Origin of the sequence: Dyadobacter pollutisoli (genome assembly GCF_026625565.1) — a bacterium.
Taxonomy (GTDB): Bacteria; Bacteroidota; Bacteroidia; order Cytophagales; family Spirosomataceae; genus Dyadobacter; species Dyadobacter pollutisoli.
Map to the genome: position 1 here is coordinate 60,983 of NZ_CP112998.1, position 22,357 is coordinate 83,339.

23 protein-coding genes are annotated in these 22,357 nt (G+C 40.8%); 19 read left to right on the top strand and 4 right to left on the bottom strand.

The window, feature by feature from the left end; translation table 11 throughout:
• The first annotated feature begins 146 nt into the window (after positions 1–146).
• The 16 genes from ON006_RS00285 (at position 147) to tnpC (ending at position 15,620) form a co-directional block, all read left to right on the top strand.
• Positions 147–1,841, top strand: coding sequence for a sensor histidine kinase (locus tag ON006_RS00285; protein WP_244824700.1), 1,695 nt, complete (start codon positions 147–149; stop codon positions 1,839–1,841).
• Positions 1,838–2,593 carry a response regulator transcription factor gene (locus ON006_RS00290; RefSeq protein WP_244824699.1) on the top strand — a complete coding sequence of 252 codons (756 nt, stop codon included), beginning with the start codon at positions 1,838–1,840 and terminating at the stop codon, positions 2,591–2,593. Before ON006_RS00285 ends, ON006_RS00290 begins: the two co-directional genes overlap by 4 nt.
• A gap of 470 nt (positions 2,594–3,063) precedes the next feature.
• Positions 3,064–3,690, top strand: a complete 627-nt coding sequence (locus ON006_RS00295) for a recombinase family protein (protein ID WP_082217960.1) — start codon at positions 3,064–3,066, stop codon at positions 3,688–3,690.
• An 82-nt stretch (positions 3,691–3,772) separates the two neighbouring features.
• Entirely contained in the window at positions 3,773–4,702 is a 930-nt protein-coding gene (locus ON006_RS00300; RefSeq protein WP_267609939.1) for a PDDEXK nuclease domain-containing protein, read from the top strand.
• 38 nt (positions 4,703–4,740) lie between these two features.
• Positions 4,741–5,025, top strand: coding sequence for a transposase (locus tag ON006_RS00305; RefSeq protein WP_244825190.1), 285 nt, complete (start codon positions 4,741–4,743; stop codon positions 5,023–5,025).
• Positions 5,026–5,030: 5 nt separating this feature from the next.
• A complete protein-coding gene (locus tag ON006_RS00310) occupies positions 5,031–5,861 on the top strand; it encodes an IS3 family transposase (RefSeq protein ID WP_267609902.1) in 831 nt (276 codons plus the stop codon).
• 269 nt (positions 5,862–6,130) lie between these two features.
• Positions 6,131–7,414 (top strand): hypothetical protein, encoded by a 1,284-nt coding sequence (locus ON006_RS00315; protein WP_244824557.1) that lies wholly within the window; start codon positions 6,131–6,133, stop codon positions 7,412–7,414.
• The gene (locus ON006_RS00320; protein ID WP_244824558.1) at positions 7,411–8,487 is read left to right on the top strand and encodes a hypothetical protein; all 1,077 of its coding nucleotides are present in this window, start codon (positions 7,411–7,413) and stop codon (positions 8,485–8,487) included. The genes ON006_RS00315 and ON006_RS00320 overlap by 4 nt, the downstream gene beginning before the upstream one ends.
• A gap of 139 nt (positions 8,488–8,626) precedes the next feature.
• Entirely contained in the window at positions 8,627–9,772 is a 1,146-nt protein-coding gene (locus ON006_RS00325) for an ABC-three component system protein (protein WP_244824559.1), read from the top strand.
• Positions 9,772–10,254, top strand: coding sequence for a three component ABC system middle component (locus ON006_RS00330; RefSeq protein ID WP_244824560.1), 483 nt, complete (start codon positions 9,772–9,774; stop codon positions 10,252–10,254). Before ON006_RS00325 ends, ON006_RS00330 begins: the two co-directional genes overlap by 1 nt.
• Positions 10,255–12,261 (top strand): DUF3732 domain-containing protein, encoded by a 2,007-nt coding sequence (locus tag ON006_RS00335; RefSeq protein ID WP_244824561.1) that lies wholly within the window; start codon positions 10,255–10,257, stop codon positions 12,259–12,261.
• 47 nt (positions 12,262–12,308) lie between these two features.
• Positions 12,309–12,950 carry an HNH endonuclease gene (locus ON006_RS00340; RefSeq protein WP_244824562.1) on the top strand — a complete coding sequence of 214 codons (642 nt, stop codon included), beginning with the start codon at positions 12,309–12,311 and terminating at the stop codon, positions 12,948–12,950.
• Between the two features lie 50 nt (positions 12,951–13,000).
• Entirely contained in the window at positions 13,001–13,312 is a 312-nt protein-coding gene (locus tag ON006_RS00345; RefSeq protein WP_244824563.1) for a transposase, read from the top strand.
• Between the two features lie 240 nt (positions 13,313–13,552).
• Complete coding sequence (tnpA, locus tag ON006_RS00350; RefSeq protein ID WP_244824564.1) at positions 13,553–13,861, top strand: IS66 family insertion sequence element accessory protein TnpA; 309 nt, start codon at positions 13,553–13,555, stop codon at positions 13,859–13,861.
• A gap of 1 nt (position 13,862) precedes the next feature.
• Positions 13,863–14,234 (top strand): IS66 family insertion sequence element accessory protein TnpB, encoded by a 372-nt coding sequence (gene tnpB, locus ON006_RS00355; RefSeq protein WP_244824565.1) that lies wholly within the window; start codon positions 13,863–13,865, stop codon positions 14,232–14,234.
• Positions 14,235–14,267: 33 nt separating this feature from the next.
• Positions 14,268–15,620, top strand: coding sequence for an IS66 family transposase (gene tnpC, locus ON006_RS00360; protein WP_244824566.1), 1,353 nt, complete (start codon positions 14,268–14,270; stop codon positions 15,618–15,620).
• Positions 15,621–15,711: 91 nt separating this feature from the next.
• On the opposite strand, the gene ON006_RS00365 is transcribed toward tnpC, so the two are convergent.
• Genes ON006_RS00365 through ON006_RS00375 form a run of 3 tightly spaced genes read right to left on the bottom strand, consistent with a single transcriptional unit; the run spans position 15,712 to position 18,929 of the window.
• Entirely contained in the window at positions 15,712–16,725 is a 1,014-nt protein-coding gene (locus ON006_RS00365; protein ID WP_244824567.1) for a site-specific integrase, read from the bottom strand.
• Positions 16,712–17,683 (bottom strand): tyrosine-type recombinase/integrase, encoded by a 972-nt coding sequence (locus tag ON006_RS00370; protein ID WP_244824568.1) that lies wholly within the window; start codon positions 17,681–17,683, stop codon positions 16,712–16,714. The genes ON006_RS00365 and ON006_RS00370 overlap by 14 nt, the downstream gene beginning before the upstream one ends.
• Entirely contained in the window at positions 17,676–18,929 is a 1,254-nt protein-coding gene (locus tag ON006_RS00375) for a site-specific integrase (RefSeq protein ID WP_244824569.1), read from the bottom strand. The genes ON006_RS00370 and ON006_RS00375 overlap by 8 nt, the downstream gene beginning before the upstream one ends.
• Before the next feature lie 240 nt (positions 18,930–19,169).
• On the opposite strand from ON006_RS00375, the gene ON006_RS00380 reads away from it, so the two are divergent.
• Complete coding sequence (locus ON006_RS00380) at positions 19,170–19,304, top strand: transposase domain-containing protein (RefSeq protein ID WP_244824639.1); 135 nt, start codon at positions 19,170–19,172, stop codon at positions 19,302–19,304.
• A 13-nt stretch (positions 19,305–19,317) separates the two neighbouring features.
• Positions 19,318–20,073: an IS3 family transposase gene (locus ON006_RS00385; protein WP_244824570.1), complete on the top strand. Its 756-nt coding sequence runs from the start codon at positions 19,318–19,320 to the stop codon at positions 20,071–20,073.
• A gap of 174 nt (positions 20,074–20,247) precedes the next feature.
• Here ON006_RS00385 and ON006_RS32170 read toward each other — a convergent pair whose 3' ends face one another.
• A complete protein-coding gene (locus ON006_RS32170) occupies positions 20,248–20,472 on the bottom strand; it encodes a Kazal-type serine protease inhibitor domain-containing protein (protein WP_244824571.1) in 225 nt (74 codons plus the stop codon).
• A gap of 481 nt (positions 20,473–20,953) precedes the next feature.
• Between ON006_RS32170 and ON006_RS00395 the strand changes: the two genes are divergently transcribed.
• Positions 20,954–22,354: a hypothetical protein gene (locus ON006_RS00395; RefSeq protein WP_244824572.1), complete on the top strand. Its 1,401-nt coding sequence runs from the start codon at positions 20,954–20,956 to the stop codon at positions 22,352–22,354.
• Positions 22,355–22,357: the final 3 nt, after the last annotated feature.

The following is a 22,357-nucleotide window of genomic DNA, read 5'->3' on the forward strand; positions in this document are numbered from 1 at the left end:
CCCGACAGATAACCTACAACTCAGCGAAATCAATGCTTGTAAGGCGTACTCTCCCTGAAATCGCGGCTATGACGTTGTGTCTATTCCTGCTTGTTAGTTTTTTCTGTGAAGCTCAAAATTCAACACAGGACAATACTGAGGACCTTATGTCCAGGCTCAAACGGGACATAAAGTCTTATAATGAGGCAGTGATCAAACGAGATTCTACGGGGATAGCCGAAGCATCCTACCTGATGGCAAAACGCCACATCAACCTGGGTAACTATGCTATTGCGGAAACCTGGCTTCAAAAGGCGCTTCGCATACGTAAAGATCTGAGTGATTTTGAAGACATTGGGAAGATCTACCTGCGATTGCAAGAGATTCAATTTATTCTCGAGAATCCGCTGGAGGCGTTGCGAAACGCCCGGCTGGCACTGATAAATTTCCGGAAAGGAAATTCATCAAAAGGCATTATGAGTGCCTATGGCGCGTTAGGAACAAGTCATTTGCTATCATGGGAAAAGAGCACTGTGAAACAGAAAACCAGATTTAGGTCTTCCTTACACAAAGCCAAAGCGAATTTCAGAAAATCGTTAGAACTCGCCCAGATCCTGCATTCTACCATTGATGAAGGACAAATGTATCGATACCTTGGCATTTGTTCGAGACAAGAAAATAATATTCCCGAAAGCCTGTCATTTAAAATTACAGCATGGAAATTGGACAAAAAACAAGGGCTTTTGAGCAACAGCATTGAATTAGCAATCGACATCGCAAACCAATATCTCCAGAACAAAGACCATCGGAGTGCTCGACCATGGTTAATTAAAGCAAAAGACCTACTTGGAAACTCCAGTTTTAAACCCGGCCTAAAAACGTCTTTACTATATAGCCTGGCAGAATATCATCAACAAAAAAAGGAATGGATGCAGGCTCTTGAATATCGTAGAGAACTCGAAGAATTGAGGGAAAGTGCATTTCTTCAATACCGTAACGAGGCCGTGGAAGGGGTTCGCAGAAATGAAGAAGCGAAACTTAAAGAAGTGGCCCTGACTGCAAAACGTAAAGAAGTCTCTTTGCTGAAAAGCAACGCCACTTTAAAAAATCGTATGCTTTACACAGTCGGGCTACTTCTTATTATCTCTACAATTGCAGCAATCCTATATAGCAAGCTCTCTTCAAAACACAATAGCCTGTATTTAAAATATAGGACGTTGAGCGAATACAACGCTGGATTAGTGAAAGAGCAAAGTCACCGAACCCAAAACGATCTTCAACTCGTATCCAATCTCCTCAGTCTGCAATCGCATCAGTCACAAGATCCGGCTGCTGCCAAACTTCTTGAAGAAAGTCTGCTTAGGGTAGAATCAATTATTCTCATTCACAGGCGGCTGTATCAGGATACGATGCCAATGTTCGTCAATGTCGAACTGTATTTAGGAGATCTTATACAGAGCGTTCTCAGGGTTTACTGTATGACATATGTTACGCTATCCTTAGACGTAAAACCATTTTTCTTACATGTAAAAAAGATGGCCCCTCTTGCACTGATTTTAAACGAGCTGATGACCAACAGCTGTAAATATGCTTTTACAGGTCCGTCTTCGACGCTTCATGTGAGATGCTATGTCCTTTCAGACAAGGTAAACTTCCTGTTTCACGACAATGGTCCTGGTTTTGATATGGAAACTGTTCTAAATGGATTTGGATTGGAGCTTATTGATTTGCTTGCTGAGCAGTTAGAAGGCCAACATAAATACCGCTCAGTCCAGGGGTGCCGTTTTGAGCTTTCTTTTCTTGCAGATAAGACACTCATTCAACTTTTAAATCCAAATCAAACCGACCTTATTTATCCATGAGTAAAGATCGAAACATCCTCATTGTCGAAGACGACCTACTCCTTGCAACTGATATTAAGAAAAACCTAAAAATTCAAGGCTGGAAAATTGCTGGCATTGCAAAAAACTATGAATCGGCAATGAGCATCATGAAAAAGGGAAATGTAGATCTGGCGTTAATCGACATTAAACTGGATGGCCCCGAGGACGGAATTATGACCGCTACAGAACTTCTGAAAATCAAATGGATTCCTATCATTTACATTACCGGAAATGCGCCCTACGAGGTCAAGCAACGAATGAGGGAAACCTATCCTTCGGCCTTCCTGCAAAAACCGTTACGTGTGCGTGAATTATCCACGCAAATCGATTTGGCCTTCAATAATTATGATGAAGGCTTAACGGGAAATCCAGAAAGGAAAGAACCCGAGCTTCTCGCATTACCAACGAAAGACGGTTTGGTGAACATCAGATCATCCGAGATCATCTATGTAAAAGCAGCAACAAAAAGTACAAATCTGTTTCTGACCAGCAGCGAACTCCAGCGTCATAGTATCTCGAATTCGGATTCCCTTCTCGTCTCAGTGAAGTTCGGAAGGCTCACTAGTCAATTACCGCCTGTTTTTTTTAAATTGGGCCGCTCTGAAACAATTAATCTAAATCATGTTAAGAAAATTTGGCAGGAAAGTGTACATCTGACGTCTCATGTGTTGACAATACCTGAGGGTCGACGTGAAACCCTAATTAAAAGATTTAATCTTGTCGAACGATAGTTTCTAAGAATTAAACCACGTAAAATTGAAACGAATTTTAATACACCACAACAGACTTTTTACTAATTCCTTTCAGACAGTTTCAATGTCTTGAAATATTAGTAAGTCTTCGGGATGGTGGATACTTCATAATCAACATATTGGATCCAAAAATAACCTGTTCGTTCAGCTTCCGGCCCTGGACGTTCGGTTTTAAATTACACGTGATTCGTTAGCCCTAGCGTCATCGTTTTTAATAAAATTTGTGTCCGAAAAAACGATGTCTGTCAATATCTCCCGAATTTCACCGGTGCGTCTGGAAACCGATTAAGTCGAAAACGGTGGTTTTTATGTACTCTCAGCGCCTTTAATTTTTCTTCCCTTCTAGTTCTCAAAAGGACCTTTCTCAGCACTTTTAAATTCCAGATTAGTGGTACACCAAAACAAATTACTGTATATTGCTAACTGGCACGTTAAACTGTACTATTTGGATGGTTATTGGATATATACGGGTTTCAAAGACTGAGCAGAACCAAGACCTGCAATTTGACTCCCTCAAGAAAGCAGGATGTGAGAAAATATATCATGAAAAGATTTCGGGTGCTTCAATGCAGAGGCCGGAATATATACGAATGATTTCGGAGCTTCGAAAAGGGGATGTCATAGTTGTGTGGAGAATTGATCGGCTTGGTCGGACAACTTATGAGCTTATTAAGCTCATGGTGGAATGGAAGGAAATGGGAGTGGACTTCCGGAGTATTTCTGAGGGAATTGACACTTCTACCAAGATGGGTCGGCTTTGGTATATGCTCAGCTCAGTCTTTGCGGAAAATGAAAGAGAGATTTTGATGGAGCGTACTTTGGCTGGGATGGAGGCTGCGCGTGCACGCGGAAGAGTAGGAGGTAGGCCAAAAGGGTTGACTAAAAAATCGAAGGAGCTTGCCGGCCTAGCAGCAACTTTGTATTTGAGTAAAAAATACACAACCAATCAGATTTGCGAACAATTAAAGATTGGAAGCAAAACGACGCTCTATAACTATCTTAGGCACGAGGGGATAGAAATAGAAGGTTGGACACGGTCCGAAAAGATTTCTATTTCTAACCTGCCAAATAATTAAATAATTTTTACATGTTGTTATCCATTACCGTTAATCAATGGTACGAATAACTTAGTGTTTATGCATTATTGATGGAAGAGAAATGGACGATATAAAATTTGACGACAACTATGGGATATGGCTTAGTGAGATTAAGTCTAAAATTCGTTCTTCACAGATCAGAGCAGCAGTTGCTGCGAATTCAGCATTGATTGAGTTCTATTGGGACTTAGGAAAGCTTATTGTTGAAAAACAAGCTGATACACAATGGGGTGATAAACTGATAGAAACGTTGTCAAAAGATCTGAAAGAAGACTTTACAGACATTAAAGGTTTGTCATCTTCAAATCTGAAATATTGTAAAAGATTTTATTCTTTCTACTCTTGGCCAATTGGTCAACAACCTGTTGACCAATTGGCCAAGAGGCTGATTAAACAAATACCATGGGGTCATAATATCCTAATATTTACTAAATCAGATAACTTGGATCAAGCGACTTTCTATCTGCAGAAAACCCTGGAAAATGGATGGAGCAGGGATATTCTAGCATTGCAGCTGAAGTCCAATTTATATGTTCGGGCAGGAGCTTCTGTGACAAATTTCGATTTGACTCTACCTAAGCCATTTTCCGATTTAGCGCAACAAACCTTGAAAGACCCATATGTCTTCGATTTTATAACACTTGGACCAAAAGCTAAGGAGCAGGACATAGAGATACAGCTCACTAAACACATAACTCATTTCTTGCTCGAGCTTGGAAAGGGTTTTGCTTTTATTGGAAGACAATACCATTTAATTGTAGGAGACTCTGATTATTTTTTGGATTTGCTATTTTATCACGTGAAACTTAAATGTTATGTAGTTATTGAACTTAAAAATACAAAGTTTATGCCTGAATACACTGGAAAGCTTAACTTCTACCTTTCTGCTGTGGATTCTATTCTGAAGGCAGCGGATGATAAGCCTACAATAGGAATATTACTTTGCCGCGACAAGAACAATGTAGAGGCTGAATATAATACTCCCCAATAATTGGACAGCTACTAAAATTTCTAATTTAGTAGTTGACTATGAAAAGGGAACGTAGAAAATTCAGCGCGAGCTTCAAGGCCAAAGTGGCCATAGAAGCCATCAAGGAGGTAAGCACCGTCCAGGACTTAGCTTCTAAGTACCAAATCCATCCAACGCAGATTGCGGCCTGGAAACGAGAGTTTTTAGAGAAAGCCGAGTTGGTTTTCGACAAAGAGGCACCGGCAATAAATGAGGCAGAGAACTCTAAGGAGCAGGAACTGTACGCCAAGATCGGGGAGCTTCAGGTCCAGGTGGATTTCCTAAAAAAAGTCTTGGGGAAATGACAACCATGGAAAAACGCGAACTTATTTCTCCGGAATACATCAATCTCAGCGTTTCAGCACAATGTAAACTAATTGGTTTACAGAGGAGTAGCTATTATTTTAAGCCAAAGGGAGAATCGTTGGTAAATCAACGCCTGATGAAAGCCATAGACCGAAAGTTTCTGGAATGTCCATTTTATGGAGTGGAACGCATGACTGATTACCTGCGTGGCTTAGGTTACCACGTTGGAGTAAAGCGTATACGAAGGCTATATAGGCTCATGAATTTGCGCACGATTTATCCCAAACGCAACCTGAGCAAGGCCAAAGCAACAGACTACAAATATCCATATCTGTTAAAGGGCTTGAAAATTGAGTGTCCTAATCATGTCTGGCAGGCCGATATCACCTATATCCCGATGTTTCGTGGATTTATGTACATGTTTGCCATCATCGATGTGTATAGCCGAAGGATTGTCGGATGGAGCATATCGAACACAATGAGCATGGAATGGTGCCGGGAAATCCTCTTGGATACTATTCGTACCGAGGGACGGCCCGAAATATTTAATACCGATCAAGGTAGCCAATTCACTAGCCCCCACTTTGTTAACTCATTGTTAGGCAGTGGCATAAAGGTGTCAATGGATGGGAAGGGAAGAGCACTTGACAACGTTTTCATCGAACGATTTTGGAGGTCGCTCAAACAAGAATATGTATACTTAAACCCTCCCAACGGCGGTATGGATCTGTATAGAGGAGTAAAAACATATGTGGAATTTTACAACGGTCAACGCAAACACACCGGTACTGGATTTATCCCTAATGACTTGTTCTTTGAATCAAAAGCATCTTAATTAAAATTAACTTTATCCATTTGGCTGTCCAGTAAAACGGGAGTGTTTCAGAATTTGCTTTGAGAGATATCAATAAGCCTATGGGGATTAGTGAATTTAAATTTACGGAAATGCTTCCGGAAAATCTGCGCGAAAGTTTCCCAACTATTGAGGAAATTGAATCTGAGCTAAAAAATATTGAGAATGAATAGCTTGATAAATTATTAGGTATGTTATAAAATATGTAACTTTTGTTATATTTGTTGAGAATAAACTATCCTCCTTAAATCATGTCGGAAGAAGATATTGCCTCTAAATGTTACGATATCCATGTATCATTAGCTGGCAAAGAAGTACCAGAATTTGAATTTATACCTAAGGTAGGCATGATGGTAAGCCTCTCTCTGCACCTTAGAGGACTGCCAATACTCGAATATGAGAAGCTTAGGTTAGTTTCCAGCTATTACTTTAGAATTTCACCACTCCTTCTCAAAGACTTACTCGAAAGCTTAGAAGAAATAGAATTCGTAAAACTTATTACGAAGGGGTCATCAATCCATAAAATTCAACCACAGATACCGTTTTTTGAAAGTGTCTATGAAAAGGTCGGCGAGTTCGCGAACAACAAACTTAGTTTGAATGAGCCGGAAGAGCTTGCTTTGGAAATTATTTCAAAGCTTACTAGTGCGCCAACCGAGCAAAGCAATCTTTATAGTCTTGGTGCTGAAAAAAAGCTGGTTGACCGAAATTTGGTAATAGGACATGAAGGTGGCTACATTCTAACTAAAAGAGCGAGAGGGAAGAACATCTTGTTAAGTCCATTGTTTTTTTCGGAAAATGCTGATGTATTCGCCGACTTGACAGCAAGAGCTGGAAGCACTAAGATAAAACGAATTCTAGAGTTAGTAAAAAGCGCTCAAGGCTTACCTCTTTCTATTATTGAATCGACAATGCGAATAAACGAAAATTCGATTTCGATAGACGATTTAAATATCTTGAAGAGACTAGCAGCTGATGGAGCCGTTAGACCACCCTCAATCAAAACTACCCATTCAGGTGAAAACTTCTTTATATTTTCACCGTCCCCAGGAAATTCAAAACTAAATCCCGCTAAAAGAGAAATCTATGAACGGGCAATGGCAATAGTTGCCTCTGTAAGACAGGGACAATTTCTAGCAAAACAATTTCGAATTTATAGCCCTGTTGCACTATTAAAGGCTTTAAAAAGGAATGGTTATCTAAAATCAACTTCGGAGACATTTGAACAATATCACCAGCTTGCTGTTATAAAAGTAGGGAAAATGGTCAAGGTTTCCGGAGACAGGTATCAATTTCACCTAGTATCCTCAGAAGAAAATACTGCTGCATTAGATTTAGCAATTAGCCTTATTGACACAGGGAATATTGTAAATATGGAGATTAATGATAACGCAATTTTAGCTTTACAGAAGGATCAAACGTATATAGAGTCAATCATATCGTCAAATAATCTTAGAACACACGCTACGATTGCATTGGATGAGGAAACGATGCAAGAATTTGATAATATTTTGTTAACCGGATTAGGAAAATGATTAAAGATAGACTTCTTAAAATTAAAGTTGTTGAGTACTTTGTAGATAATTTTTGGTATCCTCAAATGGAGGTAAATATGCTGTCAAAGCATAGAATTTCGAACGTTCCCAAATTGATAACGGATGTTGATGTACTTGGAATGTACCCCGATATATCGGGGAGTTTACACCCAATTTTAGGTGATTGTAAGACATTGAAAGGACAATCTCCGATTTCTAGAAGCTTATGGATGAAGGGGCTAATGGATTACATTGGTTCGAAAAAAGGGTTGATTGTCTTATCCAAGGATATAGAGAAAGAGCATCAAATAACATCAAGTTTACTTGACATCCAATTGCTATCTGAAGCAGATTTTGGACTATACTCAAAAGCTACTACTAATCAATCCATTACTATTATAAGTGCCTTGAAGGACATTGAGTGTTGGGACAAATTGTTTGAAGTAGACAAGCGATTTCCGGTGCTTAAAACTTTTTTAGACTTTTCAAAGACTCAATTTTGGAACGAATCCAGCTCTAATTATCAGTTACGCTCGTCTCTCGCAATACTTAGGGAAAACAAAGGTGAGTTTAATCCATCTAACCCCTTACATTTAGCTACGGTTTTAAATCATTTTTCAATTGTAGCAATTGCTTTAAACAACATCATTGTTACACTTTTCAATAGGTATCTTACACCGAAATCCAAGGAAGAGTTGAACAATGATCTTAAAGTGTTTATCTATGGCGGAATCGAGAACTACGAGTTTTTGAATAATCTTAGAAATCGATTCTCTGGAAATCCAGTACCGGAAAAGGAGTTAACACTGCCCGAATGGGATATGTTCTTAGAACTAATAAGACTTGTATTTGAACAACCCAAAGTGTTTTCTTATGTTCCAATTTATCTTAAGGAGATTTCATTTCATTTCCTTGCAGACGGTGATAAGTCCAGATTTAGCCTTGCGCCAACACTGGTTAGGAACGAGCCTCAATTATCAAACTATGCGTCTCGATTATCAAGCTATCTCTGTAAAGCGGCTAATTTACCACCTGAGTTTAATGAAATATATTCTGGAATGTTGATACTTTAAAGTGCTGTCTGATATCATCGATGTTCGATATAATAGAGAGTTTTTTATGATGAAAATAAGTGGTTACACATAACTGATACAAGTGTTATAATTTTATAGACTGTTGAGCAAACATTCACTTCATACTGCCCCTGGTCCCATGGCGGGATATCTGTTCCAGCCTGATAGAGCACTAGTTTTGCTCTGTTCGTGTAACAACAATGAGGCTGTCGCAATTGAAATTGTTGATGATGTTGCGATAATAGATGATACAGGAAATATATTGTACAGAGAACAAGATAAGAACAGTATTGTAGACAATGGTCGGCCGTATGCCGATAGAAGTAAGGATCTTTGGAATACGCTGTTCATCTGGATTAGTGATATTAGAAATGGAAAGATGGATGTTAGTCGTACTCGGCTATTATGTGTCACAAATAAGAACATTTCGGAAAATTCATTAATAAGGAAAATAAGTGATGCTCATAGTATTCGCGAAATAGATCTGGTTATTGAACTTTTGAAGTCGTCTGTCGAGCGTCCCCCTGCTAGTTTGCAGAGCATTATAAGCCATGTGTTATCAAGCGAAGAGACTTTGAAGGCGATGATAGCCCAGATTTCATTGCTGGATGCCAATTGTCTCGTAGAAAGAAATGATGAGATTGCTAATAGGCTAGGCTTAAACGACGATATACGTGATGATGTCATTACTGATCTTCGTGGTTGGTTTAATGATCATATTTTAGTTCAGCTCGACAAAGGTTTTGCTCCGATAGTTCGTAAGACGGAACTAAACAGGCGACTTCAAAGAACAATGCAGAGTATTGGAGATAAACGGATTAAAGTATTGGCTAAGCGATATGTTGATGTAACTATTACTGACAATGATATAGTGGAAGCAAAAGGCAAAGTATTCATTAAGCAACTTGAACTTATAGATCATTATGATAAGGAGGGAATTATTGTTGACGCAATTGTTGATTTTTTCTATTCAGAGGATCAGCGAACTAGGTTGACCTTAATGGGTGATATAACTGGAAAGGAATTATTAGCCATGGATGACCTGTGTTTTGAAAGGTGGACTGAGTCTTTTAGAAGAAAAATGGTTCATTGCAATATTAACCTTAGTGAATCGGAATTGTCGGAGCTGGCATTTGAGATATATGATTCAACTGTAAATGGTTTCGTTGTTAAGCTCAGAGGTAACGATACAGAGCCTTATTTTACTAAAGGAAGCTTTTACAAGCTTTCAGATTCGCTAGACATTGGCTGGCATCCGCATTGGGAAAAACATTTTAAAAATTAATGGCTAGAATAATCGAACACGACATTATTCAAAATGTCGGACTCAGCGCTTTAGTCTTACATAAGTTTGTCAAAACTTATAGCGCAACAACTGATGCCAGGAGTGGGCCAGACCTTGCGATTGTTATGCCTGTCCTTCCACTACTTTACCATCAAAAGACTTTGGATAGCATTCATAGGAAGAGATTTGAGGGGGGATTTTTTAACGCAATTGGGGATTATCGAGAGATACCAGCCGGTTTGCAACAAAGGATGGAAGATATGGCACATCAAACCTTTATGGCCTTAAATCTTGCTTGTCAGAGTGATATTATTGTGTATGATAGGGTGTCTAACGAGCTTTTACCTAGCAATATTCCGGTAACCAGTTCCAGATACAACAATGAAATTAAGGGTATTTTGAGCGGTGCTGATAGGCTTGGCTATTGGTTCTCCACTCTGCCATTTGAACAAGTGTGCATTATGCTTAAACTTACGTTTTGAATGAAGCTAAAAATTAAGGCAATAGTTCTGTACCCAAAGGATAAAAGTAAGAGCAAACGGATAATACCATTTGATGTCAGTAAGGTGAATGTGATCACTGGTGAAAGCCATAAGGGTAAATCAGCTCTTATTCATATCATTGATTATTGTTTGGGCAGTGAGAGTTGTTCTATCCCTGTTGGAATTATACGTGATACAACTCAATGGTTTGGACTTCATCTCATTTCGGAGACTACTGAATTGGTTGTCCTAAGAAAGGAACCCGGGACTAAGTTTTCAACTTCTGAGATGATTATGATCGAACAGGCGGAACCGATTGACATTGATGCTTTAATGAGTGCAAGTAGATTTCAAACCAACAGAGATGCGGTTGTTAATAGATTTAATCAACTATCTGGGCTATCTACCGAACGGTTCGATTTAGAGAATTTGAAAAATCAATTTGGAGGGGCTGCAAGTTTTAGAGATACAAGCGCTTTTCAATTTCTTCCGCAACACATAGTAGCCAATCCCTATGCGCTATTTTATAAGGCGGATACTCATGAACATCAACAGAAGCTAAAAACGATTTTTCCATTACTTGTCGGTGCGATTAGTAATGAGGTGTTGTCTTTGGAACGTGAGTTAAAAGAATTAGACATTTCATTAAAAACTTACCAATTAGAGCTGAATACTAAAAATCGAGCGGTACAATCATGGTTAGGTAATTTGCAGTCTTTGTTTCTACGCTCCGTTCAGCTAGGGTTAGTCAAAGACATACCCTTGGAGCTAAATTCATACACGGTGGAGCAATATCTTTTTCAACTTAGTCAGATTGTTGAGGACTTTAATGAGAATCCGATTCCTGCCTATCAGTCGGGTGCCACTGTAAGAGAAGTAGAATATCTGGAAAATTTGGACGCGCAGGAGAGGGATTTAGTTAATGAAGTAGCAATAAGAAAGATCAGACTGTCAAAACTGCAAAGTTTAAATATGTCGTCAGTGCAATATCGACAAACCCTTGAAAGTCAGCGCAGAAGGCTTGAACCCGTTTCTTGGTTTAACAAAAAGCTACATTCAAACATCTGCCCTTTTTGCGAATCTGTTAATGACAATGCCAAGAAGCAGTTAGAAACACTGGATGAATACAGTAAGAACTTGGAGGTAATTTCTAGAAGTGTTAACACTAACGATGTAAATCTGAACAAGGAAGTTGCGGATGTAAAGTCAGAGATCCGTGATTACGAATTTAAAATTAACAAAGTAAGAGATGTTTTAAGGGAGTTTTATACAAAGTCCAAGGAGGAGAATGAGCGTCGTCGCACAGTTGAGTCGCTTTATAAGTTTATAGGAAGGCTAGAGGAGGCATTAGCTAATGTGGGCTCCACGACTGTTGATAGTAGCATCCAGAAAAGTATTGACAAGCTGTACCAGCAGGTTTCAGATACAAATAGGAAGCTAGATCTAATTAGGAAAAGCCACAATAAAGAAACGGTTTTACGAAGGATATCAAATTTGATGAGTCAATATATTGTCATGCTCGATATCGATCGTCCCAATGATCCAGTTGAACTTGATATTGCTAACCTTACCTTGAAGATATCATCAACAAGTTCGAATAGGGCAGACTATTTATGGGAAGTTGGTAGCGGAGCGAATTGGATGGGGTACCATCTTTCGGCATTTTTTGCTTTACACGAACATTTTTTGTCTCTCGAAAACAACTTCGTTCCTTCTTTCCTTGTAATCGACCAACCGAGTCAAGTGTATTTTCCGAAGGACGTTCCTACGATATCTGATGATATTGTTACGTTTCAGGACTTTGCTGAGAAGTCCGAAGACCTGACACAAACTAGGAAAATTTTTTCTGCGGCATCTGCTTGCGCAAAGAGGACAAATTTTAATTTACAGATAATCATCGTTGAGCATGCACCTGAAATTACGTGGCAAGGAGTTGAAAACATTCATATGGTTGAGGAGTGGTCTGGATCACGAGCTTTAATTCCAATCGAGTGGATTCAAGAGTAAATACCCTTTATTAGTAATAGTTGATCCTTTCGTTTTTAGCATTCTCAATGAATTTGCATCCTTATTTAGACCAGCTTGCTCATGTGAGAAATAGATTTGGAGTTGCTCATGACGGCGGCCGAGATTACCTGTGTCCGCTTTGTCTGCAATATTTCAATATTGAGTCAAAAGATCTTACTATTGATCATGTTCCCCAACAATCATTAGGGGGAAGGAAACTAGTTGTAACGTGCAGAAAGTGTAATAATGATGCCGGATGGCAAATCGAGCCACATCTTAAAGGTGCGATGGAATTATTTGTTAATAGAGATTTTCCAGAGCACCGTGCAATAACGGTCGATCTGGACGTCGGGGAGCAAAAGACACTGAGAGGAATATTAACAAGAACACATTTAGGCGTGGCAAACTTCTTATTGTCTGAGAAAAACAATGATAAAAGACTTGTTGAAAAATGGAATGCGAAAATCGACAAAGGTCTCACAGAATTTTCTGCTAAACCTTTATCGAAAACAAAAATTTTAGATACCAAAGTGCTGGTGTCTCTTTTAAAAGCAGCATATCTTCAGGTATTTTGGAGATTTGGATATATTCCACTTTATCACTCATATTTTCAGCCTATGAGAGACCAAATTACCAATCCCAGTGAAATAATATATCCATTAGACCTATGTTATGTCTTAGCCCCCTAAATGGTTGGACAAAATTGTAAAAACAGTTTAGTCCATTTAATTTAGGAATCATGAGTAAACAACGGCGAACATTCAGTGCCGAAGATCGGTACTCGATCGTACAGGAATCTATTCGGAGCGGACCTTCCGAGGTTAGCAGAAAGTATAGCCTGTCACCATCTCTTTTGAGGAGGTGGAAGGAAAAGTATTTGGCGAGCGGCAAGGATGGCCTTCGGGATTCCTACCCACGAGTTGATCCGCAACTACGCACCTTAGAAGAAGAAAACGAACGCTTGAAACGCATAGTAGCCAAGCAAGCTCTCGAACTGGAGGTGAAAAGTGAACTGCTAAAAAAAACTCCTATCGGACCCAGGAAAAGATAGCCGTCATGACTCAATATCAGCAATCTACAACGCGAAAGCAACTGTGTAAGTGGTTAGAGTTACCGCGTAGCGTATCTTATTACAAAGCTCGAAATGGCAAACCAGGAGCAAAGGCCAGTCAGGTTACGATGAAGTTGGATGGCGCTTTGGCTCCTAATGAAGATGTGGTAATTCGGATTAAAAGTATGCGTCCGATAAAACCATATTTCAACGGACTCGCATAGTTCGTAATCTTGTTTCATGAAAAATGAGACAGAAAAAATGCGTGAGCTGTACGATCAGTGGCAGACGCAAGGGATAAGCAAACAGGCTTTTTGCAATCGGAATGGTATGGGATACCATAAATTCAATTACTGGGTTAAAAAATTCCGCGGCAAGAATGTAGCCACCATATCACCGCCCCTTGGGTTCAGTCAGATTTCAGTTCCACAACCGGAGTTACTGGGCCAAGACCAACAGGCGCTGGCAGCAATCACTTTTCCATCCGGAGCGCGTATAGAGCTCTTCGGTTCTCTTGACGCATCTTTTATCAGGAAGCTCATTCTTTAAAATGCTGGCCTTATCTACTAGTTGCCGGTATTTCCTATACCGGAGCCCAACAGACATGCGCTATGGAATCTACAGCCTAGCCGGACTGGTACGCAATGAACTGGGCTTTGATCCATCGAGCGGCGATGTTTTCGTTTTCTTAGGTAAACGACTTAATCAAATCCGGCTCTTGCAGTGGGATCGGGACGGGTTTGCCATGTATATCAAAAAGCTTGAACAGGGCACTTTTGAATGGCCAAAGTCAGAAAATATAGCCATCACCAGCCATCAATTGACACTTCTTTTACAGGGTGTAATGCTGGATTCCGTCCGCCTCAGAAAACGTTATCAGCACACAAATCAGGTCATAAAAATAAGCAGTAAAACCGCCTAAAAAGGACCATAGAAGCTTGTTTAGGCTGATTTTTTGCTGTATTTTCGGGTAATGGAAGACGCGGCGACGGACTATAAATTACTCTATGAGCAGGCGATTGCTGCACATAAAAAGTCGCTGGAATTAATATCGGAAAAGGATGAGCAGATCCAGGCCCTGAACTTTGAGCTTGATAAATATAAGCGGTATATATTCGGCAAAAAGAATGAAAGACTGGCCAGTATCCACACGGATGCAAACCAGATTGATCTCTTTGAACTGGGAACCGACCAGACGCAGCAAGAAGAGCTATCACAGCAAGTCGCAGATGTTGTAAAGGAAAAAACTCCTGCCAAAAAACGTGAAAAGGGCACTGGGAGAATGATACTTCCTGAGAACCTGCGCCGTGAGATCATCATCATTGAACCTACCGAAGACGTTACCGGCTGCGCCATAATCGGAGAAGTGGTCACGGAGGTATTAGACCTTATTCCTGCTGAGTTTTATGTGAAGCGTTATATCCGTTACAAATATGCCCGTGCAAATGGTGAGGGCATCATAACCGCATCGCTTCCAGACCGTGTAATCGAAAAGGGCATCCCATCCGAAGCAGTCATCGCCCAAATGGTTGTTGATAAATATGTTTTTGGGCTTCCCCTTCACCGGCAGATAGACAAATACAGACGGTTAGGAGTAAATGTCCCTGCTTCCACTGCATCAGACTGGATCATGAAAGGTTGGCAGCACTTGGCTCCCTTATGGGAGCTTTTAAAACTGCTCGTTCTCAATCAAAAGTATTTACAAGCCGACGAAACACCTCTAAAAGTGCTTGATAGAGACCATAAAAATGGGATCCACCAGGGCTACATGTGGATATATAATGCTCCCTGTGACAAACTGACGCTGTTTGACTATCGTAAAGGCCGCGATCAAAGTGGGCCTAAGCAGATGCTGGAAGGGTACACTGGCATACTTCAGGTTGACGGGTACGCCGTTTACGAAAAGCTCTTTGGTAACCATCCAGATATCCTTCTGGTCTACTGCATGGCCCATGCCCGCCGAAAATTTGTTGACGCTCTTAAATACGATAAAGAAAGATCGACTTATGTGCTTGAACGTATGCAGGTACTCTACGCTCTCGAACAACAAATGCGGGATCAGCAACTGAATTGGGAGCAAAAAACAAAATTAAGGCAGGAAGAGTCAGTACCGGTTCTTTTGGAATTAAAGGAGTGGATGACACAACAGCTCCCCCTCGTAATCCCTAAAAGTCCACTCGGTCAGGCCATAGCCTACTCCTTACCACGCTGGGAAGGACTAAGCGCCTACGCACTTCACGGGCAAATTGAAATTGATAACAATCTCGCGGAGAACGTAATCAGGCCCCTTGCAATCGGTTATGCATAGTTAAAGATTATGTAAAGTAAGTGACTAATTACACCTTCCATTTTTAACAAACGGCAATTTTCTGTCACGTTACTTTACATAATAACGATGGTCAAAAACGTTTGAGCCAGTCCAAAAGGTTTTCATTCGACAACCAGACCGGCTGCTTTTCCGGTACAACTGATGTGTATGCTCTCTGGATGGCTTCCCGTTTGGCACGCGAATCGGCTCGTGCGTATACTTCCGTGGTTTGAACAGAAACATGACCGAGAATATCGCGTATGTACACCAGATTGACGCCTGCTTGTAGCAAGTGCATCGCTTTGCTGTGCCGCAGCGTGTGGCAGCTGATCTTTTCCGGTAAATGAGCCTGATCTGTTGTCTTTCTGGCCATATCAGCATATTTGAGCAGAATATGATTTACACCAGCCCGTGTAAGCTTTTCGGCTCGGCTATTGAAGAACAGTGGGTGTGCGTTATTATGGGCCTGGACCAGATCATGTTCTTTCAGATAAGGCTTTAATAACCTAGCCTGCTCCTCAAGCATTGGCACAATGCGAGTTTTGTTGCCTTTACCCTTAATCCGGATTGTACTCAGCTTGTCAAGCCTGAGACTAGACGGCGTCAGATCAATAATCTCCTGAACGCGTGCGCCCGTATCGTACATCAACGAAAGTAAAGCCAGATCACGTCTACCTCTAACAGTCCGGGTATCCGGTTGCTGTAAAAGTATTTTAATCGCATCAATTGTCAGGTAGTTCATTGGTACTGTCGCCTTGCGCTTCATCGGTATCGATAAGATCTTCTGACATTCGTAAAGATGTTCAGGATGCTGATACTGCATGTAGTGAAAAAAAGCATGGATAGCAGCCAATCTCGCATTCCTGGTCGCGTTACCATTTTTGCGTTCTACCTGTAGCCAGTCAAGAAAACCGATGACTGCCATTTGATTAATATTCTCTAGTGTTAATCTTGATACAGGGATACCTTGGACTTCCATGTAACTTATGAACAGGATGAAAGTATCCCGATAAGCGTTGATAGTGTTCTTACTTGCGCCGCGCTCGTGCGCCAAATACCCGGTCAAAAAACCTGTCAGGCATTTTGAGAAGTTAGTAGGTTTCATAGCCTGACGTGTTAGGGAAAACGTTTATACAGATCCTGTCAATATCCTTCAGCAACCCAGGGTACATGGCAGATACCAGCCTGACATAATGATTTGTCGATTCTACAGATTTGTGACCAAGGTAGGTTGAGAGTACCGGTAAGCAGCAGTAGATATCCGCTCCACGTTCGGCCATCATTGCCAGGGAATGGACACTAAATGAATGGCGCAATGCGTGTGGGGTTATACCGCGACCTTTTGGAATTCCGGCGGCCAATAACAAACGTGAAAACCAGCGTCCGAAACAATCACGTGATATCCTTTTTCCAGCCAGGGAGATGAAAAAGCGGTCCTTTTTTACCAGGCAAGCGGGCAACTCATTCCTGTAAAAGGCATATTGCCTAAGTACCGTTGCCAACGAATCTGAAAAAGGGATAACGCGCTGCTGTCCGTTCTTACTGTCGCGTACAAGGATGGTCTGGTCATCGAGGTTAACATCACCAACCGATAAAGCCAATGCTTCTCCGCCTCTGAGGCCTGTACAGTACAGTAACCTTAAAAGCGCAGGCATGGCAAACATGATTTGACGTAAACCCTTCTTGATGCGAAAATGATCTGCTGCTTCAAAAAGGTGCTCAAGCTCATCCTGTGAATAAATATGTGGTGTAAAATCCATTTTACATACAGGTAAACGCATCAGATAAGAGTGGATACCCTGTTCGTTAAGGAATGATGCCAGTTTATTGATGAGCAATGCGCGATGAAAATTATAGGATGACGACAGGTTGGTGCCGGTTTTCATCCATGCTTGCGAAAGCTCTGGCGTGATACCCAGCCGAGTTTCGCCACGGCTAACAGTAAAGCGGTCAAAAATTGCAAGTATGGATTCCTCTGTTTGCTGCTTAAAGCCTAATCGCCTTTTGTAATCCAGGTATTGATCCAGATACGGGGCATAAATGCCGGTGAAGTGACTATGCATAAAAACAACCTCCTTTCTGATTATAGAAGCCATCAGCCACAGCAGGTGCGTCAAGCATACACTGCTTCATGGATGTAAGGTCTATCCGTAAATAGTATTTTGTTGAACGGGAGTTTTCATGACCGAGCACTTCTGTAATAACCGGTAAAACGGTACTCTGCTCCAGAAGTAAACTGGCAAGGCTGTGACGAAGCGCATGAGGCCCATGGTGCCGATGCTCAATATTAACGCCTGAGAGGATAAATGCGCGGTTCACAAGACTCGTTATGCCAGGGGTATGCATCCGTCTAAAGGGAGATCCAGCTGACAGGAACACATACGGTTCATTAGAAATTGGCCTTCCGTATTTCAAGTACTCAATAATCGCTTCACCAACTTCAGCAAGTAAAGGAAGTTGGAGTTGCCGCTCGGTTTTGTACTGAAATATCGATATTATGCTCTGTTCCCAAAACAAATTCTCAAACTTCAACCCGGCAATATCAGATGCTCGCAGGCCCAGTCTGGCGGCAATTAATACGATCGCATAATCACGTTTACCACAGGGCCTGGCGCGGTCTATCTTGCTGATCATTCTTTGAATCTCATCGACGTTGAAAACAGACGGAAGCTTGGCCTGTTTTTGATAGTTGTCTTGTGGGACAGAAAGTGAGATATCTTTTTTTATCAATCCCTGTTCAAAGAGAAATTTTAAAAATGTTCTGATCGCTCTTAATGTCATATGAGCAACAGTGGAATACCGTATATCCAAGGTCCTCAGATAATCCATAATTACTAATTTATCCACCTTGTCGACGGAAGTGATGCCCTTATCTTTCAGATAGAGAAGAAACTTGCTCAGGTAATGTTCGCGCTCCCTTATTGTTGTTGACTTTAAACGCAGAGTAGCCAGGTGATCAGCAAATTGCTTAACCAGCTCGCCGATTGCGCCGTCCAGTTTGATCCGTTCCCGAGATCTCGCTATAGTACCAGTGTCATAAAATTCACATAGAACACTGACAGTTTTCACAAAATCCTTATCTCTTTTGGAAAGTGTAGCGTAATCGAGCTCACCAAACCGGTCAAGTAAGTATTGCCTGCCAATATCAGAGGTGAATTCGGATATGCTTTGGCCCCGTAGCTCACGCCACATTCGTCGCCAATAGATACGATACCAGTTGACCGTTTTATCAGTCCTTGACAATTTGGTTCTCAACACTTCGCCTGCGTCAAAGATGAGCTGGTCGAAAATTGTGCGTATTTTTCTCATAGCTTGTTGTTTTAGCGATTGCAACATCGCAATCACTAAAACAACGCATATTATTATGTAAAGCGCTTTCACTTTCTACGAAGCTTAAAAGCGACTTTAGCATACTTACTTTACATAATCGTAAACTATACATAACCGATTTTATGTAAAGCTTTACATAAGATTGGAAGAAAGGCATTTTTGTTCGCCGGTTCTCACCAGGCTGCTGAGATGACAGCAGCAATGTACTCATTTATGGCTATGTGCAAGAAAAACGGTGTAGACGAGCAGGAGTGGCTCAAAGATGTCTTCGAAAGGATCCAGTCACACAAACAAAAAAACCTCTACCAACTGCTTCCAAATAACTGGAGCAAATTCCGGAATAAGAACGCTTAGCCTACCTGAAAGAATGCCAAACTACACAATATGGGTTCGTCGGTTGGATACGATTAAAAAGCTCATTGATACCGAATTTAACGCGTTTGGGTATGAGTATGCTACTCACGAATTAAAAAAAGAGTATCGGATCAATAAGAAGAAAGTGTACCGGCTTATGCTTGCCAATGGCCTTTTATTGAACAAAATGATTCGACCTAGTGGAAAGCGTGAATTTGTTCAATTTCGTCGTATTGAGGCTAGTAAGCCACTTGAATACTTGTGCTGGGATATTAAATATGTCTGGGTTCATGGTGAACGTCGCAATTACTATTTGCTGTGTATTCTGGACGTTTATACCCGTAAAATTATCGACTGGATGTTCCAGGGCAGCATTCGGCAGCTTGATTTAATAAACTTGCTTCGCCGGGTTAACCATTTTTATCAGCTCCAAGGTGTAATATTACGAAATGATAACGGCAGCCAATTCATTGCCCACAAGGTTCGGAATTTTTTGAAAAATTCGGATGTAAAGCAGCAATTCACGCATGTTGCAACGCCAGAAGAGAACTCTTACATCGAGGCTTTTCACAGTATTTTAGAACGTGAAGTGATTGAGCGTAACCAATTTGCTAGCTATTATGAGGCCAAAGACACAATTCAGCGTTTCATCAAACATTACAATGAAAGCCGCCTGCATCGTTCAATCGGCTTCGTGACGCCCCAACAAAAATGGGACGAAGCGATGGTCTGTGACACAACCATTTTGGAAGAAGTGTCCAACTTATAAGGGGTCAAGACACGATTAGAAAATGGATTGCTATTATCTGGGCTTTGCGGAAGTAACTACAAAAGGTACAGGTGTTAAATTCATTGTTTCCAATATCTTGGAAGTCAAAAAATAGCCTGTCACGTAGACGGCTAAACCACTTTGCATAAATGAGACTCGAACTTAACATGAATTCTATCTGCTTTTCTCGGGACATCCGCCGGCGGTAAAAGTTTCCATGCCGTGAGCGCGAGCTTCACAGTCATTACTATATGTCTTTCTATTGCAGCCGCAAACCGGGTTGTAAACCGCATAGCACCCAGAATTGTCTCTTGTCTTCTCGACGCAATTCCGGTTTAGATCCTTTTCGCTACATCCTATTATGATTAATAGAAGTAGATGATACAATTTGAGATTCATATTCGAGGCTAATAATAGAAAATGACGATTTTGCTACGATCGACGGTTTATTACAGGATAATGAAATTGCAAAAAAGAGGCTATCATCCGAAACATATTTAAAAACCGTAAGTGGCAAATTATTGGAAATTTGCGATAGTGTCGAAACGATCAAAGAGTTGAAACGAATGGCCAACACAAGCTAATCTTTGACTCAAGTCAAAACTGGCTCATTAATCGGGGTAAGGACAATCACCGCGCTTTTTTTGGGAAAGCTTACACCCTCGCCAAGCCCTCGGTAGTCCAACCTCATAATAAAATATTGGGTACAATGCTGTTGATACAACTTCGTCTATCAATATCAGTCATTTGTCTAACCATTTTGAAAATTGGTCGAAAATACGTCCTGCGAATCAATTCATTCTTTTTTGTGAAATATCAATTCGCTATCATCGCTATAATATTTCGTAAAAAATATCTATCGGTTAAACATGAGCTATTTATGAGACAAAGGTTCTACATCTCGATGCTCGTAGCGGTACTATTATTAGGATTGCTATATGCATGTAAAAATCCGAGTGATCATTTATTGAATGGTTTGACAAACGTACCTGGCAATGGATTTGATCTAAACAACGTCAAAAATGATTACGCCAAGGCCATGACAATGGTGTCTGTATTAAAAGTTACAGGAAAAGACAAAAGGGACAAAACTAACAAACGCAAACTGCGATGGAACGAGGCGTACACTATTGAAACCCCAAACGGTCAGAAAATGATCGTGCCGTTCTCACTCGAAGAAGAAATCTTTATCCTTGGCCGAAATAGAATATATGACTCTTATGGTGCCAGTAGCTTCTTTATTGTCTCAAAGAATGGCACAGGTCACGACTTCGAAATTGCCACATACGTAGAAGATGAAGAAAAAAGTATGGCTGATCCTTCGGCGAAGTGGAGCGGGCAGGTTATTGTTGAAGACGAGCTTGGAAATTTTGTAAAAGCAGTCGGTATCGAAAACGGCGCAATTGTATCCGAAGGAAGTATACAGGGGCCGAATGGTCGTACATTAGGCTATGACTGCCGATTGGTCGAGTATTTCTCCTGTGCCTACATACCCGACATAGGGTACTATGCCCCATGTCAATATATGTATTCAACACTATTTTGCTATTATGTCATGCCTGCATCAATTGGTAACTCAAACGGTTATCTAACAGTTGTGGGAGGAATTCAGAGCTCCTCCGGGGGGGGAGCTTCAACGGACAATAATCCATATTATCCATTGCCCGATAGACTTTCAAACCTTGTTAGATTTAATAACCTGACCGCAAGCATGTTAGCGCAAATAAACGCACAATGGGACCTGATGTTCGAGAAAAGTTGCGCACTCAGGGCTTTGTATGTTGGCCTAACCTCACGGAACGCAAAGTTAGATATCAGGTACGATCCCAATCTCAGTCCTAGTCTTGCGGATGCCTTTTATGACCCAGTGGGCAACAAGATGTATTTTAAATCTCAAAGCTTTATGACCGAAGACATAGTGATGGAAGAGTTTTTTCATAAATTCCAAAATGCATATTATTCTGGCGGTACAACGCAATATACAACGAATGGGCACGTCAATATAGAATTCGAAGTGGCACTATTTCAAGATATAATGGCATATATTCACGGTTGGCCGGATATGCCGACAATTCCAACGGATGAATATTCTCTTTGGATTGATGAAATTACGCAAGGCGGGACCAAGTTCCCGACCACATTTGGGCCCATTTCTGCTGAATATTTTAACTATTTAGGTTTATATGATACTACACATCCTAATGTCGCGGGTACAACGTCACAGTCCTTGACACCGGGAGCGATGTTTGAAATTTTCAATAGTTCAAGTTGTCCAAAATGATAA

What these genes read in the sequence shown, in the direction of transcription:
- ON006_RS00285 (WP_244824700.1), top strand. Translation starts at nt 147, where the DNA reads ATGTCCAGGCTCAAACGGGACATAAAGTCTTATAATGAGGCAGTGATC.
- ON006_RS00290 (WP_244824699.1), top strand. Translation starts at nt 1,838, where the DNA reads ATGAGTAAAGATCGAAACATCCTCATTGTCGAAGACGACCTACTCCTT.
- ON006_RS00295 (WP_082217960.1), top strand. Translation starts at nt 3,064, where the DNA reads ATGGTTATTGGATATATACGGGTTTCAAAGACTGAGCAGAACCAAGAC.
- ON006_RS00300 (WP_267609939.1), top strand. Translation starts at nt 3,773, where the DNA reads ATGGACGATATAAAATTTGACGACAACTATGGGATATGGCTTAGTGAG.
- ON006_RS00305 (WP_244825190.1), top strand. Translation starts at nt 4,741, where the DNA reads ATGAAAAGGGAACGTAGAAAATTCAGCGCGAGCTTCAAGGCCAAAGTG.
- ON006_RS00310 (WP_267609902.1), top strand. Translation starts at nt 5,031, where the DNA reads ATGGAAAAACGCGAACTTATTTCTCCGGAATACATCAATCTCAGCGTT.
- ON006_RS00315 (WP_244824557.1), top strand. Translation starts at nt 6,131, where the DNA reads ATGTCGGAAGAAGATATTGCCTCTAAATGTTACGATATCCATGTATCA.
- ON006_RS00320 (WP_244824558.1), top strand. Translation starts at nt 7,411, where the DNA reads ATGATTAAAGATAGACTTCTTAAAATTAAAGTTGTTGAGTACTTTGTA.
- ON006_RS00325 (WP_244824559.1), top strand. Translation starts at nt 8,627, where the DNA reads ATGGCGGGATATCTGTTCCAGCCTGATAGAGCACTAGTTTTGCTCTGT.
- ON006_RS00330 (WP_244824560.1), top strand. Translation starts at nt 9,772, where the DNA reads ATGGCTAGAATAATCGAACACGACATTATTCAAAATGTCGGACTCAGC.
- ON006_RS00335 (WP_244824561.1), top strand. Translation starts at nt 10,255, where the DNA reads ATGAAGCTAAAAATTAAGGCAATAGTTCTGTACCCAAAGGATAAAAGT.
- ON006_RS00340 (WP_244824562.1), top strand. Translation starts at nt 12,309, where the DNA reads ATGAATTTGCATCCTTATTTAGACCAGCTTGCTCATGTGAGAAATAGA.
- ON006_RS00345 (WP_244824563.1), top strand. Translation starts at nt 13,001, where the DNA reads ATGAGTAAACAACGGCGAACATTCAGTGCCGAAGATCGGTACTCGATC.
- tnpA (WP_244824564.1), top strand. Translation starts at nt 13,553, where the DNA reads ATGAAAAATGAGACAGAAAAAATGCGTGAGCTGTACGATCAGTGGCAG.
- tnpB (WP_244824565.1), top strand. Translation starts at nt 13,863, where the DNA reads ATGCTGGCCTTATCTACTAGTTGCCGGTATTTCCTATACCGGAGCCCA.
- ON006_RS00365 (WP_244824567.1), bottom strand. Translation starts at nt 16,725, where the DNA reads ATGAAACCTACTAACTTCTCAAAATGCCTGACAGGTTTTTTGACCGGG.
- ON006_RS00370 (WP_244824568.1), bottom strand. Translation starts at nt 17,683, where the DNA reads ATGCATAGTCACTTCACCGGCATTTATGCCCCGTATCTGGATCAATAC.
- ON006_RS00375 (WP_244824569.1), bottom strand. Translation starts at nt 18,929, where the DNA reads ATGAGAAAAATACGCACAATTTTCGACCAGCTCATCTTTGACGCAGGC.
- ON006_RS00380 (WP_244824639.1), top strand. Translation starts at nt 19,170, where the DNA reads ATGTGCAAGAAAAACGGTGTAGACGAGCAGGAGTGGCTCAAAGATGTC.
- ON006_RS00385 (WP_244824570.1), top strand. Translation starts at nt 19,318, where the DNA reads ATGCCAAACTACACAATATGGGTTCGTCGGTTGGATACGATTAAAAAG.
- ON006_RS32170 (WP_244824571.1), bottom strand. Translation starts at nt 20,472, where the DNA reads ATGAATCTCAAATTGTATCATCTACTTCTATTAATCATAATAGGATGT.
- ON006_RS00395 (WP_244824572.1), top strand. Translation starts at nt 20,954, where the DNA reads ATGAGACAAAGGTTCTACATCTCGATGCTCGTAGCGGTACTATTATTA.